The organism is Streptomyces sp. NPDC044106, from assembly GCF_056433985.1.
The window spans coordinates 342460-362713 of the sequence record NZ_JBWKFZ010000001.1 but is presented as its reverse complement, the minus strand read 5'-3'; the positions used below and the strand labels follow the sequence as shown (position 1 = coordinate 362713).

At 68.9% G+C, this 20254-nt stretch carries 18 protein-coding genes; 10 read left to right on the top strand and 8 right to left on the bottom strand.

Translation table 11 applies throughout. The annotated features are described in order from the left end of the window. Positions 1 to 208: 208 nt before the first annotated feature. From AC07DI_RS01650 to AC07DI_RS01630, 5 genes are all read right to left on the bottom strand, one after another. The gene (locus AC07DI_RS01650) at positions 209 to 1504 is read right to left on the bottom strand and encodes an alpha/beta hydrolase (protein ID WP_478901469.1); all 1296 of its coding nucleotides are present in this window, start codon (positions 1502 to 1504) and stop codon (positions 209 to 211) included. 141 nt (positions 1505 to 1645) lie between these two features. Further along, positions 1646 to 2416, bottom strand: a complete 771-nt coding sequence (locus tag AC07DI_RS01645; RefSeq protein WP_478901468.1) for a succinate dehydrogenase/fumarate reductase iron-sulfur subunit — start codon at positions 2414 to 2416, stop codon at positions 1646 to 1648. Further along, on the bottom strand, positions 2413 to 4362 hold the full coding sequence (locus AC07DI_RS01640; RefSeq protein ID WP_478901466.1) for a fumarate reductase/succinate dehydrogenase flavoprotein subunit: 1950 nt from the start codon (positions 4360 to 4362) through the stop codon (positions 2413 to 2415). The genes AC07DI_RS01645 and AC07DI_RS01640 overlap by 4 nt, the downstream gene beginning before the upstream one ends. 63 nt (positions 4363 to 4425) lie before the next feature. Next, a complete protein-coding gene (locus AC07DI_RS01635) occupies positions 4426 to 5262 on the bottom strand; it encodes a hypothetical protein (RefSeq protein WP_478901465.1) in 837 nt (278 codons plus the stop codon). A 103-nt stretch (positions 5263 to 5365) separates the two neighbouring features. Next, on the bottom strand, positions 5366 to 5680 hold the full coding sequence (locus AC07DI_RS01630) for a hypothetical protein (RefSeq protein ID WP_384262274.1): 315 nt from the start codon (positions 5678 to 5680) through the stop codon (positions 5366 to 5368). 352 nt (positions 5681 to 6032) lie between these two features. Here AC07DI_RS01630 and AC07DI_RS01625 point away from each other — a divergent pair, with 352 nt between their 5' ends. The 7 genes from AC07DI_RS01625 (at position 6033) to AC07DI_RS01595 (ending at position 17011) form a co-directional block, all read left to right on the top strand. Further along, positions 6033 to 8348 carry an ABC transporter family substrate-binding protein gene (locus tag AC07DI_RS01625; RefSeq protein WP_478901463.1) on the top strand — a complete coding sequence of 772 codons (2316 nt, stop codon included), beginning with the start codon at positions 6033 to 6035 and terminating at the stop codon, positions 8346 to 8348. Positions 8349 to 8660: 312 nt separating this feature from the next. After that, positions 8661 to 10568, top strand: coding sequence for a translational GTPase TypA (typA, locus tag AC07DI_RS01620; RefSeq protein WP_384262279.1), 1908 nt, complete (start codon positions 8661 to 8663; stop codon positions 10566 to 10568). A 510-nt stretch (positions 10569 to 11078) separates the two neighbouring features. Further along, positions 11079 to 12719: a peptide ABC transporter substrate-binding protein gene (locus AC07DI_RS01615; protein ID WP_384262281.1), complete on the top strand. Its 1641-nt coding sequence runs from the start codon at positions 11079 to 11081 to the stop codon at positions 12717 to 12719. A 145-nt stretch (positions 12720 to 12864) separates the two neighbouring features. Beyond that, positions 12865 to 13791: an ABC transporter permease gene (locus AC07DI_RS01610; protein ID WP_384249525.1), complete on the top strand. Its 927-nt coding sequence runs from the start codon at positions 12865 to 12867 to the stop codon at positions 13789 to 13791. Further along, positions 13784 to 14776 (top strand): ABC transporter permease, encoded by a 993-nt coding sequence (locus AC07DI_RS01605; RefSeq protein ID WP_384249522.1) that lies wholly within the window; start codon positions 13784 to 13786, stop codon positions 14774 to 14776. Before AC07DI_RS01610 ends, AC07DI_RS01605 begins: the two co-directional genes overlap by 8 nt. Before the next feature lie 11 nt (positions 14777 to 14787). Continuing rightward, a complete protein-coding gene (locus AC07DI_RS01600; protein WP_384249519.1) occupies positions 14788 to 15849 on the top strand; it encodes an ABC transporter ATP-binding protein in 1062 nt (353 codons plus the stop codon). Next, a complete protein-coding gene (locus AC07DI_RS01595) occupies positions 15842 to 17011 on the top strand; it encodes an ABC transporter ATP-binding protein (protein ID WP_478901461.1) in 1170 nt (389 codons plus the stop codon). Before AC07DI_RS01600 ends, AC07DI_RS01595 begins: the two co-directional genes overlap by 8 nt. A gap of 87 nt (positions 17012 to 17098) precedes the next feature. On the opposite strand, the gene AC07DI_RS01590 is transcribed toward AC07DI_RS01595, so the two are convergent. Genes AC07DI_RS01590 through AC07DI_RS01580 form a run of 3 tightly spaced genes read right to left on the bottom strand, consistent with a single transcriptional unit; the run spans position 17099 to position 18290 of the window. After that, positions 17099 to 17491, bottom strand: coding sequence for a PIN domain-containing protein (locus AC07DI_RS01590; protein ID WP_478901460.1), 393 nt, complete (start codon positions 17489 to 17491; stop codon positions 17099 to 17101). After that, a complete protein-coding gene (locus AC07DI_RS01585) occupies positions 17488 to 17781 on the bottom strand; it encodes a hypothetical protein (protein WP_384249515.1) in 294 nt (97 codons plus the stop codon). The genes AC07DI_RS01590 and AC07DI_RS01585 overlap by 4 nt, the downstream gene beginning before the upstream one ends. A 23-nt stretch (positions 17782 to 17804) precedes the next feature. Beyond that, positions 17805 to 18290, bottom strand: coding sequence for an ATP-binding protein (locus AC07DI_RS01580; RefSeq protein ID WP_478901458.1), 486 nt, complete (start codon positions 18288 to 18290; stop codon positions 17805 to 17807). A gap of 221 nt (positions 18291 to 18511) precedes the next feature. Here AC07DI_RS01580 and AC07DI_RS01575 point away from each other — a divergent pair, with 221 nt between their 5' ends. The 3 genes from AC07DI_RS01575 to AC07DI_RS01565 are packed head-to-tail and all read left to right on the top strand — an operon-like array spanning position 18512 to position 20111. Beyond that, entirely contained in the window at positions 18512 to 19393 is an 882-nt protein-coding gene (locus tag AC07DI_RS01575) for a helix-turn-helix domain-containing protein (RefSeq protein ID WP_384249510.1), read from the top strand. 12 nt (positions 19394 to 19405) lie between these two features. Further along, the gene (locus AC07DI_RS01570; RefSeq protein ID WP_478901456.1) at positions 19406 to 19606 is read left to right on the top strand and encodes a DUF397 domain-containing protein; all 201 of its coding nucleotides are present in this window, start codon (positions 19406 to 19408) and stop codon (positions 19604 to 19606) included. Then, positions 19599 to 20111 (top strand): GNAT family N-acetyltransferase, encoded by a 513-nt coding sequence (locus AC07DI_RS01565; RefSeq protein WP_478901455.1) that lies wholly within the window; start codon positions 19599 to 19601, stop codon positions 20109 to 20111. Before AC07DI_RS01570 ends, AC07DI_RS01565 begins: the two co-directional genes overlap by 8 nt. The last annotated feature ends 143 nt before the right edge of the window (positions 20112 to 20254 follow it).

Sequence of the window (20254 nt, the reverse complement as noted above, 5' to 3'; positions counted from 1 at the left end):
GGCGGACCTCCCGTTCCCGCGACCTGGGAGGCGGGGTCCGCAGGGACGGTGAGCGCCGGGTGGCGGGTAGTGAGTGGCGGGAGGCGAGTGGTGAGTGCGAGGCCGGGGCCGGGGCTGGCTGTCGGGTGCCGGGGGCGGCTGCCGAAAGCCCAAGCCCCCCTCAGCAGCCGCAGGCAACGCCCCAGCGCGGCCGATCTCGCCTCACGAATCACCCCGCGAACTCCACCTCCGGATACCGCCCCGACGGCCCGTCGAGAAGGCCGTCGTCCGTTCCCCGCAGCCATCTGTCGAAGAACGCCGCCACATACGCCCGTTGCGCCGCCACCGCCCGTGCCGGGTCGACCGTGCCTATGTTCTGCTCCAGGACCTTTCCGGGCACGCCGGCCTGCGGCAGCAGCGCGGACAGGTCGGTGTACGTCTGGTGCAGCGAGCCGCGCAGCGTCAGGTTCCGCTTCCAGCCGGTGCTGTGGGACCAGAACGAGCGCCACGACGGCTCGGTCCTGCGGTCGTTGCCCGCCCGGCCCATGAGCAGGAACGGCCGGTCCAGGCCGTGCCGCGCGACCGGCATCAGATTCGTGCCGTGGGGTTCGGAGTTGTACTCCAGCGTGCCGTCCAGGTCGATTCCGGCCGTGACCCGCCGGTCCTCGTACATCGTCTCGGCCGCGGCGATCCCGCCCGCCGACTGGCCGAACATGCCCACGCGATGGCGGTCGACGATCCGGGAGAGGCCGTGTGGCAGCGAGCCGAGGCGGTCGAGGACGAACCGGGAGTCGGCGACCCGGGTGTCGAGGGTCCGTTTCAGGAGCTTTGGAAGGGTGTTGTTCTTCTGCGCCTCCGCCAGCGCCTTGCGGAGCGGTCCGTCGTCCTTGACCGAGCCGTCGGGGAACTGCACCCCGGGGTTCTCATAGGTGTGGTCGACGGTCACCACGACATAGCCGCGGCTCGCCATCTCCTCGACCAGGGCGGTGCCCCAGGTGCGCGGGTCGCCCGCGCCCGCCGCGTACACCAGGACGGGGCGCCGTCCGTCGCCGGTGTCCGCGGGCGCTCCCTGCCGGGCGTGGGCGCGCAGGGCGGCGAAGTCGATCGCGCCCCGGGGGATTCCGTGCGGTGCGGTGGCGTCCCAGCGGGCTGCGGCGCCCGGCTCCATGTAGCGGGCGCGGCGGTGCCCGGAGCCCGCGTGGTCCGGCGCCGCCGGGTACCAGACGCTGATCATCAGCTCTCTGTACGGCTGCGAGCGCACCCATGGGTCGTGCCGGGAACGGTCGACGAGCCGGGCCGAGACGGTGCCGATGTCGTGCGGCCCGGTGGGCGCGGGCAGGTGGACCGCGGTGGCGGGGGCGGTGGCGGACGCGCTGGGCGCGGAGATGGACGCGGAGGTGGACGCGGACGCGGGGAGAGCCCCCGCGGTCGTCGCGAGCCCCGCGACCGCGAGCCCGACCAGCGAACGGCGGGTCAGTGAACGGCGGGTCAGTGAACGGCGAGCCACGGAAACACGAGAAGTCATGCCTCCATGCTGATCGTCACCGACCCCCCGCGACCATGGGGGAAATCATGGAAATCCCACCTGGGGGATTACCCCCAGAGGCCCCGGCCCCGGCCCCGGCCCCGCCCCGATCCGCCCTCCCCGTTACGCGCAGCTACCCCGCTACTCCGCCCGCCGCCGAATCTTGTTCCCCAGCCACACCAGCGGATCGTACTTGCGGTCAACCGCCCGTTCCTTCAGGGGAATCAGCGCATTGTCCGTGATCTTGATGCCCTCGGGGCACACCTCCGTGCAGCACTTGGTGATGTTGCAGTAGCCGAGCCCGTGCTCGTCCTGTGCCGTCCGCTTGCGGTCGAGGCCGGACTCCGCCGCCGCGTCCAGTGGGTGCATGTCCAGCTCGGCGACGCGCATCAGGAAGCGCGGCCCGGCGAAGGCCGTCTTGTTCTCCTCGTGGTCGCGCACCACGTGGCACGTGTCCTGGCACAGGAAGCACTCGATGCACTTGCGGAACTCCTGCGGGCGGTCCACGTCCTCCTGTTGCATGCGGTACTCGCCGGGACCGAGGTCCGCGGGCGGCACGAACGCCGGGACCTCGCGCGCCTTCGTGTAGTTGAAGCCGACGTCCGTGACCAGGTCCCGCACCACGGGGAACGCCCGCAGCGGCGTCACCGTGATCACCTCGTCGGGGTCGAAGACCGACATCCGCGTCATGCACATCAGCCGCGGCCGGCCGTTGATCTCCGCCGAGCACGAACCGCACTTGCCCGCCTTGCAGTTCCAGCGCACGGCCAGATCGGGCGCCTGGGTGGCCTGGAGCCGGTGGATGATGTCGAGCACCACTTCGCCCTCGTTGACCTCGACCTTGAAGTCCTCCAGGTCGCCGCCGCCGAGATCCCCGCGCCAGACCTTGAACCGCGCGTCGTACGAACTCATTCGTACAGCTCCTCTTCAGCCAGGTACTTGACCAGCTCCTCCTTCTCGAAGAGGGCGAGCAGGTCGGGGCGGATGGGCTCGGTCTCCGTGCGGACCAGGTCGATCTGGCCGCGTACGGAATCGGTGGCGGCCAACCCCTCGGTGGGGTCGGCGAGTTGGCAGAGCAGGTTGACGCGGCGCCACTCGCGGCTCATCGCCGGGTGGTCCTCGCGGGTGTGGCCGCCGCGGCTCTCGGTGCGCTCCAGGGCGGCCCGCGCGACGCACTCGCTGACCAGGAGCATGTTGCGCAGGTCGAGGGCGAGGTGCCAGCCGGGGTTGAACTGGCGGTGGCCCTCGACACCGGCCCGCCGCGCCCGGACCCGCAGCTCCGCCAGCTTCTCCAGGGCCTGTGCCATCTCGGCCTCGCGGCGGATGATGCCGACCAGGTCGTTCATCGTCTGCTGCAGTTCCTGGTGGAGGGCGTACGGATTCTCCGGCGTCGCCCCGTCCTGCGGGCCCTCCGCGCTGAACGGCCGCAGCGCCTCGGCGGCCGCCGTGTCGACCTGCACCTCGTCCACGGGCGGCCGGGCGGCGAGTCCCGCGGCGTACCGGGCCGCGTGCAGGCCCGCGCGCCGCCCGAAGACCAGCAGGTCCGAGAGGGAGTTGCCGCCCAGCCGGTTGGAGCCGTGCATGCCGCCCGCGACCTCGCCCGCGGCGTAGAGCCCGGCGACGCGGCGCGCGGCGGCGGTGTCGGAGTCGACCGCGATGCCGCCCATCACGTAGTGACAGGTCGGGCCGACCTCCATCGCCTCGGCGGTGATGTCGACGTCCGCAAGTTCCTTGAACTGGTGGTACATGGAAGGCAGCCGGCGCTTGATGACCTCGGCCGGCATGCGCGTGGAGACGTCGAGGAACACTCCGCCGTGCGGGGATCCTCGGCCCGCCTTGACCTCGGAGTTGATGGCCCGCGCGACCTCGTCACGGGGGAGGAGTTCGGGAGGACGGCGGTTGTGGTCCGGGTCGTCGTACCACCGGTCGCCCTCGTCCTCCGACTGCGCGTACTTCTCCTTGAAGACGTCGGGCACGTAGTCGAACATGAACCGCTTGCCCTCGGAGTTGCGGAGCACCCCGCCGTCGCCGCGCACGGACTCGGTGACGAGGATGCCCTTGACCGACGGCGGCCAGACCATGCCCGTCGGGTGGAACTGCACGAACTCCATGTTGAGCAGCGGAGCACCGGCGAGCAGCGCGAGCGCGTGCCCGTCGCCCGTGTACTCCCACGAGTTCGACGTCACCTTGAAGGACTTGCCGATGCCGCCGGTCGCCAGGACCACGGCAGGTGCCTCGAGGACGAAGAAGCGGCCGGACTCGCGGTCGTAGCAGAAGGTCCCGCAGACCCGGCCGCCCTCGGCGAGGCCGCCGTCCTCCTCCTTCAGGACCCGGGTGACCGTGCACTCCTGGAAGACCTTCAGGCGGGCCTCGTAGTCCCCGAACTCCTTGTGGTCCTCCTGTTGCAGCGAGACGATCTTCTGCTGGAGCGTGCGGATGAGTTCCAGGCCGGTGCGGTCGCCGACGTGGGCGAGGCGCGGGTACTCGTGTCCGCCGAAGTTGCGCTGCGAGATGCGTCCGTCCGGGGTGCGGTCGAAGAGGGCGCCCCAGGTCTCCAGCTCCCACACGCGGTCCGGTGCCTCGCGGGCGTGCAGTTCGGCCATGCGCCACTGGTTGAGGAACTTGCCGCCGCGCAGCGTGTCGCGGAAGTGGACCTGCCAGTTGTCGCCGGAGTTCACATTGCCCATGGAGGCGGCGATGCCGCCCTCGGCCATCACCGTGTGGGCCTTGCCGAACAGCGACTTGCAGATCACGGCCGTACGGGCGCCCTGCTCACGCGCCTCGATGGCGGCCCGCAGACCCGCGCCCCCGGCCCCCACCACGACGACGTCCCACTGCTGCCGCTCCACTTGAGACATTCCGAGGGTCCTGTCCGTTAGAAATAGCGCGAAGAAGTAGTGCGTAGAAGTCGCGCGGATCGTCTAGAAGAAGCGCGGATCGTCGAAGGCGCCGCTCGCGACCAGGTAGACGTAGAGGTCGGCGAGCGCCACGCTCGCCAGCGACGTCCAGGCGAGCAGCATGTGACGGCTGGTCAGCTTGCCCGTCCACTGCCACAGGCGGTATCGCACCGGGTGCTTGGAGAAGTGCTTGAGCTTGCCGCCGATGACATGGCGGCAGGAGTGGCAGGAGAGCGTGTAGATCCAGATCAGTACGACGTTGACGAGGAGGACGAGCGTGCCGAGGCCCATGTGGCCCCACTCGTAGTGCTCGTCGCGGAAGCCCAGGACGGTGTCGTACGTGAGGATGCCCGCCACCGGCACGGCGGCGTAGAAGAAGTACCGGTGGATGTTCTGCAGGATCAGCGGGAAGCGGGTCTCGCCCGTGTACTTCTTGTGCGGTTCGGCGACCGCGCAGGCCGGCGGTGACGCCCAGAAGCCGCGGTAGTAGGCCTTGCGGTAGTAGTAGCAGGTCAGCCGGAAACCGAGCGGGAAGATCAGGATGAGCACCGAGGGGGAGAGGCCCCACCAGCTGCCGAAGATCTCCCAGTTGGGGCCGGAGCGCATGGGCTCGCAGTTCTCGGCGACGCACGGCGAGTAGAACGGCGAGACGTAGGGCGCCGCGTAGTAGTCGGCGTTGGCGAACGCCCGCCAGGTCGAGTAGACGACGAAGGCGAGCAGTCCGGCGGCGGTCGCCGCGGGCGCCAGCCACCAGCGGTCGGTGCGCAGATGGGCAGCGTCGATGGCGGCGCGCGTGCCGTCGCGCACGCCGCCGTCGGGGGCCGTTCCGCTCTTCGGTTGGGGTTCCGTGCCGGTGGCCAACGAGGCTCCACTCCTTCGTCCTCGGGTCGGGGAGAGGCTCTGCGAGTGCGTGCGTGCGTGCGTGCGGCGTGCGGAGGCGGTGCGGGGCGGGCGGGAACGGAAGTCAGGGCGCGCGGCGGTCGCAGCCGCCCAGGCCCTCGTCGTCGAGGTCCCCGGAGTCCGCCCACAGGGAGCTGTCGTACGGCGCGTCGGGGATGGTCACGAATTCGCGTGGAAGCGGTTCGGTGCGGGGTGCCGGTGGCAGGGCGGAGGCGCGCAGCAGGGCCACGCTCTCGCGCAGGTGGTCGGTGTCCGTACGCACCCGGCGTACGTCGACACCCGTCAGCTGTCCGTCGGCCTGCTGCTCCAGCCTGCCGACCGTGCGGACCAGGTCGTCCACACATCGTTGTACGGCCGTCAATTCGTCGTGCAGAGCCATTACTTGCCCTCACTTCGGGGGTGCGGTGGCAACGCTCATGCGCCTGCGAGTGTCGCGCGCCACATCCCGGCTTGTGAAGGGATCTGCACCGATTACCGGATCGGGAGCGGTGAACGCGCCGGATCACGCGCCTGTCCCGGTGGCCGCGACCGACGGCGTACCCCGTCGCCGCGTTGGGCCGCACGAGTGGCAAACGCGCGCCCCCCGTCGTGCCTCCCCCGCGGTACGGGTCCCGTCCCCTTCAGTGGGGCGATAGATGTGATCAGCACCATATACCGCCAAACGTGATCAAACCCGGCGCGGTCCCGGTAGCGGGCGGCCGGGCGAGCCCCGGACCCCGGAGGTACCAGCCATGTCCCACGACCGCGTCAGAGCCTCATCTGTCGTGTTCCTCGCGACGGGGGTGCTGATTCTGCCCGCCCTCGCCGGCTGCAGCTCGAACGACGAGGCGGGCCGGCCGACCGCGGGCCAGGACGTCGCTCCCGCCGCCCGGGGCCTGGTCGCCGACGGCGGAACCGTGAACTGGGCGGTCGACGCGCTGCCCGAGACGCTCAATTCCTTCCAGTCCGACGCCGACGAGGCGACCTCACGGGTGGCGGGCGCCGTCCTGCCGTCCCTGTTCCGGCTCGACGCGCAGGGCAGGGCGCAGCGCAACGGCGACTTCCTGGAGTCCGCGGAGGTCGTCGAGCGCGAGCCGCAGCAGGTCGTCCTGTACAAGCTCAACCAGCAGGCGGTCTGGAGCGACGGCCGCGAGATCGGCGCCGACGACTTCGCCGCGCAGTGGCGGGCCCTCTCCGGCAAGGACACCGCGTACTGGACGGCGCGGAACGCCGGTTACGACCGCATCCAGAAGATCGAGCGCGGCGCGAACAACCTGCAGGTGCGGGTCACCTTCGCCAAGCCGTACGCGGACTGGCGCTCCCTCTTCTCGCCGCTGTACCCGAAGCAGGTCATGGGCACCCCGGACTCCTTCAACGACGGCGCGCGCCGCAAGCTGAAGGCGACCGCCGGTCCCTTCGCCCTCGCGGACATCGACCGCAAGGCCGGTGATGTGACGCTGACGCGCAACCCGCGCTGGTGGGGCCGTCCGGCCAAGCTCGACAGGATCGTGCTGCGCGAGGTGAAGCGCGCCGAGCGGGCCGGGGCGCTCGCCCAGGGCAAGGTCGACCTCGCCGCGGTCGATCCGGCGGCGGCGGAACGTATCTCCCTGGCCGCCCGGGACAAGGGCGCCCAGGGCCCGCCCGCGCACGGCCCCGCCGCCGCGCTGACCCCCGCCAAGGCGCTGCGCTCCTGGGCCGTCGCCCACGGCTCCGACGCGGAGGCCGCCGGCGCGGAGAGAGCGGCCCGCGCCAAGACCCGCAAGGCCGTCAAGAAGTACGTGGCCGAACAGGACGGGCTGCGGGGCTACGTGGTCCGCAAGTCCCTGGAGCCCGCCTACACCCAGCTGGCCCTCAACGGTTCCGAGGGCCCGCTCGCCGACGACCGCGTGCGCCGCGCGGTGGCCCGCGCCCTCGACCGCGAGGAACTCGCCAAGGCCGTCCTCAAGCCGCTCGGCCTGCCCGCCGTGCCGGTCGGCAGCCATCTCGCCCTCGCCGGGCAGCAGGCGTACGCGGACAACAGCGGGGCGCTCGGCGAGCAGGACACCGCCGAGGCGCGGGCGCTGCTCGCGGACGCGGGCTGGACGCCGGGCGCGCTGCTGAAGGGGAAGAAGGAGAAGGAGAAGGGGCCGAAGACGGCGGGCGGCGAGGCCGGTGCGAAGAAGTCGGAGGCGGACTCGGGCAAGGACTCGTCGGACGACGGCACGTACATCGTCGGCGAGGACGACGGCAAGCCCGTCGACACCGGCACCACGGTGCTCGCCCCGGCGCCCGCGGCCGCCTACCAGCGGGCCGCCCTGAACCGGCAGGCCGACGTCCTCGCGGCGCCCGGCGAGACGGACAAGGAGAAGAAGAAGGAGCCGGGCGACCAGCCCAAGCACAGCGACAAGCGGGCCAAGGCCAAGGCGGGTGGCAGGGACCAGGCCAAGGGCGGTGCCCCGGGCGCGTACGCCCCCAAGGGCACCGCGGCCCCCAAGGGAGCCACCGGTGTCGCGGCGGGCCCGCTCACCAAGGACGGCAAGCCCCTCACCCTGCGCTTCGTGCTGCCCTCCGGGGACGGCTCGGAGCCGCTGCGCGCGGTGGCCGACCGGATCTCGCGGATGCTGGAGAGGATCGGCGTGCGCACGGAGACCTCGAAGGTCTCCGACGCCAGCTACTTCAAGGACCACATCGCGTCCGGCCAGTACGACCTCGCCCTGTACTCCTGGCCCGCTTCGGCCTTCCCCGCCACCGACGCCCGGCCGATCTTCGCCAAGCCGGTCCCGGCCGCGGACGGTTCGCTGAACGTCGAGCAGAACTACACGCGCGTCGGCACCGACCACATCGACCAGCTCTTCGACCAGGCGGTCTCCGAGCTCGATGAAGAAACGTCACGCTCCCTGGTCAAGAAGGCCGACGCCCGGATCTGGGCCGAGGCCGGGTCCATTCCGCTCTACCAGCGTCCCCAGCTGATGGCGGCCCGCCCGAACCTGGCGAACGCCGGAGCGTTCGGCTTCCAGTCCCCGCAGTACGAGGACATCGGCTTCCTGAAGCCGGGCACGAAGCCGCCGGGACTGCCGGCCGCCGAGTAGCGAGCGGGCCACCAACCGGCACAAGCGGCACAAGCCGCCCGTGGACACCCCTCGCCGAGGGCGCGTCTGCTCAGATTCCGCTCAACTCTCTTGCCCGCCGACCGCCCCGGCGGGCAAGCTCGTATCCACCCATTGACCTGCTGTTTCGTTGAACTTCCCCCACCTTTGGCAGCCCCCGCGACGCCCCCGCGGAGGCTGCCTCCGCGGAAGGCCCGTAGACTGGGGTGAGGCCGTGGCGTGTCCAGCCCGGCAGGGTTCGCGTACTTCAGAGGTGCGTGCGACCATCCACTCACTCCAGGAGTACGCCGCACTATGGCCACGCGCCACGACATCCGTAACGTCGCCATCGTCGCTCACGTCGACCACGGCAAGACGACCATCGTCGACGCCATGCTCAAGCAGGCCGGTTCCTTCGCCGCGCACGCCGCAGAGTCCCTCGACGACCGCATGATGGACTCGAACGACCTGGAGCGTGAGAAGGGCATCACGATCCTCGCCAAGAACACGGCGGTGAAGTATCACCCCAAGGACGGCGGGGACCCGATCACGATCAACATCATCGACACCCCCGGCCACGCCGACTTCGGTGGCGAGGTCGAGCGCGGTCTGTCGATGGTGGACGCGGTCGTCCTGCTGGTCGACGCCTCCGAGGGCCCGCTGCCGCAGACCCGCTTCGTGCTCCGCAAGGCCCTCCAGCAGCGGCTGCCCGTCATCCTGTGCATCAACAAGACGGACCGCCCCGACTCGCGCATCGACGAGGTCGTCAACGAGACGTACGACCTCTTCCTCGACCTCGACGCGGACGAGGACCAGATCGAGTTCCCGATCGTCTACGCGTGCGGCCGTGACGGCGTCGCCTCGCTGACCAAGCCGGAGGACGGCACGGTTCCGGCGGACTCCACCAACCTGCAGCCGTTCTTCTCCACGATCCTGGAGCACGTCCCGGCCCCGACGTACGACGAGGCCGCGCCGCTGCAGGCGCACGTCACCAACCTCGACGCCGACAACTTCCTCGGCCGCATCGCGCTGCTCCGCGTCGAGCAGGGCGAGCTGCGCAAGGGCCAGACGGTCGCGTGGATCAAGCGCGACGGCACCATCGCCAACGTCCGCATCACCGAGCTGATGATGACCGAGGCGCTCACCCGCAAGCCGGCCGAGATGGCGGGCCCGGGCGACATCTGCGCGGTCGCCGGTATCCCCGACATCATGATCGGCGAGACCCTGGCCGACCCGGAGAACCCGATCGCGCTGCCGCTCATCACGGTCGACGAGCCGGCGATCTCCATGACCATCGGTACGAACACCTCGCCGCTGGTCGGCCGTGGCGGCACCGGCAAGGGCGCGGACGCCAAGTCCGCGGTCAAGGACCGCAAGGTCACCGCCCGCCAGGTGAAGGACCGCCTGGACCGCGAGCTGATCGGTAACGTCTCGCTGCGCGTCCTGGACACCGAGCGCCCCGACGCCTGGGAGGTGCAGGGCCGCGGTGAGCTGGCGCTCGCCATCCTCGTCGAGCAGATGCGCCGCGAGGGCTTCGAGATGACCATCGGCAAGCCGCAGGTCGTCACCCAGCAGATCGACGGCAAGACGCACGAGCCGGTCGAGCGCATGACCATCGACGTGCCCGAGGAGCACATGGGCGCGGTCACGCAGCTCATGGGCGTCCGCAAGGGCCGCATGGACAACATGTCGAACCACGGCTCCGGCTGGGTCCGCCTGGAGTTCGTCGTGCCGTCCCGCGGTCTGATCGGTTTCCGTACGGAGTTCCTCACGAGCACCCGCGGCACCGGCATCGCCCACTCCATCCACGAGGGCCACGAGCCGTGGTTCGGCGAGCTGAAGACCCGTAACAACGGCTCGCTGGTCGCCGACCGCGCGGGCACGGTCACCGCCTTCGCGATGACCAACCTCCAGGAGCGCGGTGTGCTCTTCACCGAGCCCGGCACCGAGGTGTACGAGGGCATGATCGTCGGTGAGAACTCGCGCGCCGACGACATGGACGTGAACATCACCAAGGAGAAGAAGCTCACCAACATGCGCTCGGCCGCCGCCGACTCCTTCGAGGCGATCGTGCCGCCGCGCAAGCTGTCCCTGGAGCAGTCCCTGGAGTTCTGCCGCGACGACGAGTGCGTCGAGGTGACCCCGGAGGCCGTGCGCATCCGCAAGGTCGTCCTGGACCAGAAGGAGCGCGGCCGCTCCGCGTCCCGCGCCAAGCACAACTGACACCGAGGACAACCGACACCAAGCACAACTGACCCGCTGAGGTAAGCAGTCAGGGGCAGTTCGCCGCTCACGAGGCCGATTTCCGCCGCTCCCGAGGGAGCAGGGGCGGAGGTCGGCCTCCGGCGTTTTCGCTGACGGTACGGTGTGGCCACGGCCCGTCAAGAGGTTCCCGGCAACCGGTTTTTGGCTGGAGAACGTCCGCTATCCGGACGTCACTGACCGTTAGATGTGTAACACGTCCGTTTCGCAACCATCTATCTCGGATCGGTTTGTCCGGATTTTGGAAGTTGTACGCGTCAGGTGTGATTGAACCGAGACCAAAAGGGTGTGGTCGACCGGTACCGCATGGCTAATAGTTGACCGCGTATAGCTCGGGTCAATGGGTCACGCGCTGTGGGGAGCGCCGACTCACGAGCACACTGGGGTACTCGATCTTCGCCGTCAGGGGTGTCGGCGTGGTTGCACGTACCCCCTCTTGCAGTGAACAAGTGGACTCATGAGGAGGAACCCATGCGTGGTGCCAAGAGCGCCAAGTGGGTCGCGTGCGCGATAACCGTCACTCTGGCGGCGACCGCCTGCGGCGGTGGCGGCAGCGACAGCAGTGACGACATGAACAAGGGCAAGCCTGACCCGAAGGGCATCGTCACCGCGCAGCTCAGCGAACCGCAGAACCCGCTGCAGCCGGCCAACGCCAAGGAGAGCCAGGGCAGCCGCGTGCTGCGCGCGGTCTTCGCGGGCCTGGTCGACTACAAGCCCGGTTCCGGCGAACTGGTCAACATCAACGCCGAGTCGGTGAAGCCGAACAAGGACTCCTCCGTCTGGACCGTCAAGCTCAAGCCGGGCTGGAAGTTCCACGATGGCACCCCGGTGACCTCCAAGTCCTACGTGGACTCCTGGAACTGGTCGGCCAACGTGTCGAACAACCAGACCAACTCCAGCTGGTTCGCCGACATCAAGGGCTACGAGGACGTCCACCCCGAGAAGGGCAAGCCCAAGTCCGACAAGATGTCGGGCCTGAAGGTCGTCGACGACAACACCTTCACCATCTCGCTCAACAGCCCCGTCTCGTACTTCGCGTACAAGCTCGGCTACGACGTGTGGGCGCCGCTTCCCGAGGCCTTCTTCAAGGACCCGAAGGCGTTCGGCCAGAAGCCCGTCGGCAACGGCCCCTACAAGTTCGTCTCGTGGGACCACAACAAGCTGATCAAGGTCCGTAAGTTCGACGGCTACAAGGGCCCGAACGCGGCGAAGAACGGCGGCATCGATTTCAAGAACTACACGACCGCCGACGCCGCCTACTCGGACCTGCGCTCGAACAACCTCGACTGGATCGAGCAGGTTCCGACCACCGCGCTGACGAACTACAAGCAGGACCTCGGCGACCGCGCGATCGACCAGGAGTACTCCGCGGTCCAGTCGATCGTCCCGGCGTTCTACTCCAAGCAGTTCAAGGACATCGACCCCAAGGTCATCCAGGGTCTGTCCATGGCGATCGACCGCGACACCATCACCAAGAAGGTGCTGCACGGCACGCGTACCCCGGCCGACTCCTTCGTCGCGCGCGGTGTGCTCGGCCACAAGGACGGCGCCCTCGGTGACGTCGCCAAGTTCGACCCGGCCAAGGCCAAGGCCCTCATCAAGGAGGGTGGCGGCGTCCCGGGCAACAAGATCTCGATCCAGTTCAACGCGGACCAGGACCACAAGCCGTGGGTCGACGCGGTGTGCAACAGCATCCGCAAGGCCGTCGGTGTCGAGTGTGTCGGCGCGTCCAAGCCGACCTTCCAGTCGGACCTGAACGCGCGTGACAACAAGCAGGTCAAGTCCATGTACCGCGGTGGCTGGGTGCTCGACTACCCCGTCAACTCGAACTTCATGCGCGACCTGTACGGCTCGAAGGCCGCCGGTAACACCAGCGGCTTCTCCAGCAAGAAGTTCGACGAGCTGAGCTCCAAGGCCGACAAGGCCGCCACGCTCGACGAGACCGTGAAGCTGTACCAGCAGGCGGAGCAGACTCTCGTCAAGGAGATGCCGGCCATCCCGCTGTGGTTCTACAAGGTCAACAGCGGTCAGTCGACCAACATCCTCGGCAAGATCCCCTACGGCCAGGACGGCGACCCCATCTTCACCGACGTTCAGGTGAAGCAGAAGTAAGCATCGGGACCGTCGTCGGGTGCCGCCGCCCAGCAGTGGGCGGCGGCACCCGACCCAGGCGCGCAGGCCCGTGACTCTCCACCCCCACCCTGCGGTTGAGAAGATCGCGTAGGCCGTCGCCGACCCCTCACGGCATGGAGGCATGATGGGGCGCTACGCCGCCAGGCGACTGCTCCAGATGATCCCGATCTTCATCGGGACCACTCTGTTGATTTTCCTCATGGTCCACATCCTTCCCGGAGACCCCATCCGGGCGATGTGGGGCGACAAGGCCGCCGACCCCGCACAGGTCGCGGCACTGCGCCATGAGTTCGGGCTCGACCAGCCCGTGTGGAAGCAATACACCGACTACATGGCCAACCTCTTCCAAGGGGACTTCGGCCGGACGTTCGGCGGCCGCGAGGTCGTCGACGTCATGTCGGAGGCATTCCCGGTGACGCTCAGACTCACCGCGCTTGCCATCATCATCGAGGTCATCGTCGGCATCGGTCTCGGTGCCTGGGCGGGCCTGCGCGCGGGCAAGGCGGCGGACACAGGTGTCCTCGTCTTCACCCTGTTCGTGATCTCCATCCCGGTGTTCGTGCTCGGCTACCTCGCCCGGTTCATCTTCGCGGACGAACTCGGCTGGCTCCCGCCGAACGTGCAGGACTCCGCGAACCTCTCCCAGCTCTTCCTGCCGGCGTTCGTCCTCGCGATGCTCTCCATGGCGTACGTGGCGCGGCTGACCCGCACCACCTTCGCCGAGAACCTGCGGGCCGACTACATGCGCACCGCGACGGCCAAGGGCCTGCCGCGCCGCCGCGTCGTCGGTGTCCACCTGCTGCGCAACTCGCTGATTCCCGTGATCACGTTCATCGGCACGGACATCGGCGGCTTCATCGGCGGTGCCGTCATCACCGAGGGCATCTTCAACGTGCAGGGCGTGGGCAACCTCCTCTACAGGGCGATCCAGACGAGCGAGGGCTCCACGATCGTCGGCGTGGTGACGGTCATCGTCCTCGTCATCCTGCTGCTCAACCTGATCATCGACCTGCTGTACGCGGTCCTGGACCCGAGGATCCGGTATGCCTGACGCACCTGTGAGCAAGACGGCCCTCGACGTTCCGCCGGGGACGGCACGCACGGAGGACGGCGCGGACGCCGCGGCCGCGGGCGTCGCCGCCACCAAGGTCAAGGGCGCCGGTGAGCGCGAGAAGCCCCGTTCGCTCTGGGGCGACGCGTGGTTCGAACTGCGCCACCGCCCGATGTTCTGGATCGCGGGGATCCTGCTGGTCCTGCTCCTCGTCATCGCCGCCTTCCCGGGGATGTTCACCGGAGCCGACCCGCGCGACGGAGACCTGACCAACCACTTCCTGAGCAAGCCGGAACTGGGCCACTTCTTCCAGGCCGACTGGTTCGGCTACGACGGCCAGGGCCGCTCCATCTACGCCCGGGTCATCTACGGAACGCGCGCCTCGATCATGGTCGGTGTGGGCGTGACCGTCCTCGTGACCCTGCTCGGCGGTCTGCTCGGCATGCTGGCCGGCTACTTCGGAGGCTGGATCGACTCGGTCATCTCCCGGGTCACGGACATCTTCTTCGGCCTGCCCTTCCTGCTCGGCACGATGGTCATCCTGAACGCCTTCACCGAGCGCAAGGTCTACGTCGTCATCGCGTCCCTCGCGTTCCTCGGCTGGACGTCGATCGCCCGCGTGACGCGCAGCTCCGTGATCAGCGCCAAGCAGGCCGACTACGTGACGGCGGCGCGGGCGCTCGGCGCCGGGACCACCCGGATGCTGTTCCGCCACGTGATGCCGAACGCCATCGCGCCCACCATCGTGGTGGCGACGATCGCGCTGGGCGGCTACATCTCGGCGGAGGCGACCCTCTCCTTCCTCGGACTCGGTCTCGCCGACCCGACGATTTCCTGGGGCATCGACATCTCCGAGGGGAGCAAGGCGATCCGGGACAACCCGCACGCCCTGTTCTTCCCCGCGGGAATGCTGAGCATCACGGTCTTCGCGTTCATCATGCTCGGCGACGCGGTCCGCGACGCCCTCGATCCCAAGCTGCGCTGAGGGAGGCGTACGTGACCAGCATCGACATCAAAGAAGACGCCTTTCCCGCACCGCGTTCAGGTGAGGAGAAGAGCGGCAGGCTCCTGGACGTCAAGGACCTGCACGTCGAGTTCGACACCCGTGACGGCGTGGTCAAGGCCGTCAACGGCGTCAACTACAGCGTGGACGCGGGCGAGACGCTCGCCGTGCTCGGTGAGTCCGGTTCGGGCAAGTCCGTGACGGCGCAGGCCATCATGGGCATCCTCGACATGCCGCCGGGGAGGATCCCGCAGGGCGAGATCCTCTTCCGCGGTCAGGACATGCTGAAGATGTCCGGCGAGGAGCGCAGGAAGATCCGCGGCCGGAAGATCGCGATGATCTTCCAGGACGCGCTGTCCTCGCTGAACCCCGTGCTCTCGGTGGGCTATCAGCTCGGCGAAATGTTCCGGGTCCACGAGGGGCTCAGCCGCAAGGCGGCCAAGGCCAAGTCCATCGAGCTGATGGAGCGGGTCAAGATCCCGGCGGCCAAGGAGCGGGTGAACGACTACCCGCACCAGTTCTCCGGCGGTATGCGCCAGCGCATCATGATCGCGATGGCGCTGGCCCTGGAGCCTGACCTGATCATCGCGGACGAGCCGACGACGGCGCTGGACGTGACGGTGCAGGCGCAGGTGATGGACCTGCTCGCGGAGTTGCAGCGCGAGTACAACATGGGCCTGATCCTGATCACCCATGACCTGGGTGTCGTCGCCGATGTGGCGGACAAGATCGCGGTCATGTACGCGGGCCGGATCGTGGAGACCGCGCCGGTGCACGAGCTCTACAAGCGCCCGGCGCACCCCTACACCCGCGGTCTGCTCGACTCGATCCCGCGCCTTGACCAGAAGGGCCACGAGCTCTACGCGATCAAGGGGCTGCCGCCCAACCTGCTGAAGGTGCCCGGCGGTTGTGCGTTCAACCCGCGCTGTCCCAAGGCGCAGGACGTCTGCCGCACGGAGGTCCCGGCGCTGGTGCCGGTCACCGAGCAGGACGGCGCACCGCTGGCGGGCCGCGGCAGCGCGTGCCACTTCTGGAAGGAGACGATCCATGGCTGAGCCGACGAAGGCTTCGAAGCTCTCGAAGGCCGCGAAGAGCGAGCCGGTCGACGCCACCCCGAACGTCTCCGACGTCGAGCCGGTGGACGCCGCGAGCGAGACCGAGGCGGTCGCCGCGATCGAGGCGCCTGTCGAGCGCGGTGAGCCGATCCTGCAGGTCCGCAACCTGGTCAAGCACTTCCCGCTGACCCAGGGCATCCTGTTCAAGAAGCAGGTCGGTGCGGTCAAGGCGGTCGACGGAATCTCCTTTGACCTCTACCAGGGCGAGACGCTGGGCATCGTGGGGGAGTCCGGCTGTGGCAAGTCCACGGTCGCCAAGCTCCTGATGACCCTGGAGCAGGCCACCGCCGGTGAGGTCTTCTACAAGGGCCAGGACATCACCAAGCTGTCGGGGCGCGCGCTGAAGGCGGTGCGCCGCAACATCCAGATGGTGTTCCAGGACCCGTACACCTCGCTGAACCCCCGTATGACGGTGGGTGACATCATCGGTGAGCCGTACGAGATCCACCCCGAGGTGGCTCCGAAGGGCTCGCGCCGTCAGAAGGTCCAGGACCTCCTGGACGTGGTCGGCCTGAACCCCGAGTACATCAACCGCTATCCGCACCAGTTCTCCGGCGGCCAGCGCCAGCGCATCGGCATCGCCCGCGGCCTGGCCCTCAACCCCGAGATCATCATCTGCGACGAGCCGGTCTCGGCCCTGGACGTCTCCGTCCAGGCCCAGGTCATCAACCTGATGGAGCAGCTCCAGGACGAGTTCAACCTCTCCTACCTCTTCATCGCCCACGACCTGTCCATCGTCCGGCACATCTCCGACCGCGTCGGCGTCATGTACCTCGGCAAGATGGCCGAGATCGGCTCCGACGAGCAGATCTACGAACACCCCACACACCCCTACACCCAGGCCCTGCTCTCCGCGGTGCCGGTGCCGGACCCGCAGGCCCGCGAGGGCCGCGAGCGCATCATCCTCACCGGTGACGTGCCGTCCCCCGCGAATCCGCCCTCGGGCTGCCGCTTCCGCACCCGCTGCTGGAAGGCGGAGGACAAGTGCGCCAAGGAGATCCCGCTGCTCGCGATCCCGGAGCGCTTCAAGGACCAGGACACTCCGGCGGCCCACGAGTCGGCGTGCCACTTCGCGGAGGAGAAGGCGGTACTGGTCGGCTGACGCCGGCGTGTGACCGTCTCTGAGGGGCGCCCGGGACCGACGAGTCCCGGGCGCCCTCGCGTTCGCGGGTGGGCCCCCTCGTCGACCTCAGTCGTCGAGACGCTTGTCGTCGATGTCGACGGTGACGGTGCCCGGCGGATATCTGTCTTCCTGGTCCGTGAGGATGATGTCCTGCTGAGGGCGGGCCGGGCTCGGCAAGGAGGCGTACAGCGCGTGGCAGACGTCGGGCCCGCCGAGCCCGTCGCGGACCATCGTGGCGACGGAGACGGACGCGACCCTGTCCAGCGGTTCGATGTCGATGCCGGGCAGTGCGAGCGCGTTCGTGCCCGCTTCGGCGTCGTCGCTCTCCGCCTGCATCAGGCAGAGAGCGGGCACGAGGAGGTGCCGGAAGGGGGACGCCGCGGCGTTGTCCGCGATACGGGCGAGTTTGCGGTGCCCGCGGGCAAGGGCCAGGACGGCGCTCGTGTCCAGGATGATCACGCGGCGTGGTCCCTGTCCCGCAGGGCGCTCCGGGTCTTCTCCGCCGCGACCTCATAGACACGCTCCAGCGCGTGGGGCGTCGCGTCGAACTCCTCGTCCGTGAGCGTGGAGTGCATCCGCTCGCGCATGAGACGGCGGCTCTCCTCGATACGGGCGCGCGTCTGCTCCGCGGTGAGCCGCTCCGCTGCCAGCTCCGCGACGAGCGCGCCTATCGTCGTTCCCCGCTCTTTCGCCAGCATGGCGAGGTGATCGCGGGTCGCTTCGGGGACCTTGATGGTCGAGTCAGCCATACCTGTCACGGCACACCGGCTCTCTACTTCCGGTACACCGCGACTCGTGGGACGACCTCGCCGCAGGTATGCCCTATGCCGCCGATGCCACCGTCGAGCTCGAACCAGGTGGCCTTGCCCGGCCCCGGCCCGTGTGTGCAGATGCCCCAGGCGCGGGCGCCGTACGAGATGAGCTGTATGCCGCGGCCGGTTTCGTCGCCCTCGGCGGGGGTCCGGCAGACGGGCAGGCCGGGGGCTTCGTCGTGGATGAGAACCCGGAGCCGGCCGCCGAGGTCCTGACCGGCCCAGTCGGCGAAGAGGGTCACCGGAGCGGTGCAGGCTTTGCTGGCGCAGGCGTTGATGGCGTTCGTGACGGCTTCGGAGGTCAGCAGGGCGGCGGTGTCGGCCAGTTCCGTACGCCCCGCCGAGGCGAGGAGCGTCCGCACGGTTTCCCTCGCGGTGCGGACCCAGACGGGGTCGGGCGGGAAGGTGAGGGTGACGCCGGTGGTGGTGGGGGGCGGGTCGTTCATGGGGGCTGCTCCTTGGGGTGCGCCGGTCGGTGACGAGGCCCGCGTGGGCGGGGGTACTTCCGATTGCTGCGCGGGGGGTGCGGGTGCTTTCTGAAGGTAGGGAACACGTTCAGTTAGTTGCAACCGTTTCCACTGCCTGTCACTGGTGTGGGTGACATGCGAACTACCTTGTGGACCATGCGAGTTCGAGCCGGAAGACTCCATTGCGGAGGAGGTCAGGCATGCCACCCAGAAGCAATCCCAGTGAGCGGCAACGCCGACTCGGACTCGAACTGCGCAAGCTGAGAAACGCCGCGGGGCTGTCCGGTGACCAGGCTGGAGCGCTGCTCGACGCGGATCGGACTCGGATCAGCAACATCGAGGCAGGGCGCATCGACGTCTCCCGTAACCGGTTGTACAAGCTGCTCCGGGAGTACGGGTGTCCGGACGGCCCGTACTTCGACGGCCTCATGGCGATGGCGCAGGAGAGAGGAACGGGGTGGTGGGACGAGTTCCGCGGCTCCATCGGCCCAAGAGCGCGTGACCTGGCGGAACTTGAGTCACGCTGCTCCGGCATCCGTATCCACGAGCCGCTCTTCATCCCGGGAATGTTCCAGACCGAGGACTACGCACACGCCGTGGTCACGGTGGTGGAGCAGGACCAGGCGCGCGTAGGTCGATACGTCGAGTTCCGCCGGGCCAGGCAGCGGATCCTGGTGGAGCCCAGGTCGGTCCCGTACCACGCAATCGTTCACGAGGCGGCGCTGCGCGTGCACACGGGCGGTACCAGGACCATGCGCAAGCAGTTGCTGCGTCTGATCGAGATTGCTCGGCTGCCCAACGTCACGCTGCAGGTCTTCCCGTTCGAGCGCGGAGCCTATGCGGCGTTCAGTCGCCCGTTCGTCCTCTTCGGCGGTGGCAGCCGAGAGTTGGACACCGTCTACCTTGAACATCCACTGAGGTCGGTCTTCCTGGGGGATGGAGAGGCCATCGACGAGTACGGCAAGATGTTTGAGCGGCTCTCCGAACTGGCGCTCGCACCGGTCGATCCGGAGTCTGCGCCCGAGTCCCATGACGGACGGGACTCGCTGAGCCTGATCCAGCACATCATGTACGAACTGTAGGCAGGGAGTCAGATGTACCAGCTCACTTGGCAGAAGTCCTCTTTCAGTACGGGCGGCGAGGGCGAATGCGTCGAGTTGGCGAACGGCCCCGGCGGACACGTGCACCTTCGGGAGAGTGACCGGCCCGCGGAGATCACCACGGTGGCTCCTGGTGCCTTGTACGGGCTCCTCCGTGCCCTCAAGGCGGACGGCGCCCCCACCCTCCGTGGGTGACCTGGGCCTACGCCCCTGGCGGGAAGAGGACGCCGCCACCGTCCTGGCCGCCTTCTCCGAACCGGAGATGGCGTGGCAGGCGGACGAACCCGTCGACTCCGTCGGCGCCGCCGCCCGTTGGCTCGCGCGCCGCACGGCCGAGCGCGACGCCGGATCGGCGTACGCCTTCGCCGTGGAGGACGAGAACGGCACGGCGCTGGGCAACGCCTCGGTGGGCGCGGTGAACCACGTCCACGGCACCGGCTGGGTGTCGTACTGGACGACTCCGGAGGCGCGGGGCAGGGGAGTGGCGGCCTACGGGTGCGGGGCGTTGGCGGACTGGGCCTTTGTCGAACTCGGCTTGTTCCGCCTTGAGCTGGGCCACCGCACGAACAACCCCGCATCGTGCCGCGTGGCCCGCGCGGCCGGCTTCGCGGTGGAGGGGCTGCAGCGCCAGAAGCTGATGTACGACGGCATCCGATACGACGTGGAGCTGCACGCACGCCTGGCGACGGGCCCCTGCTGAGTGCCTGGCGGGGGAGGCTTCGGCTTGCCCGCACCGAGTGGTTACCGGGGCCGCCCGGTTTTTGCGGAGTGTGGCGGCTCCGGGCCGGCAGTAAAGGGCGCTCCTGCGTCGCGTCGGCTCCGCCGATTCCGCTCCGCTCCACC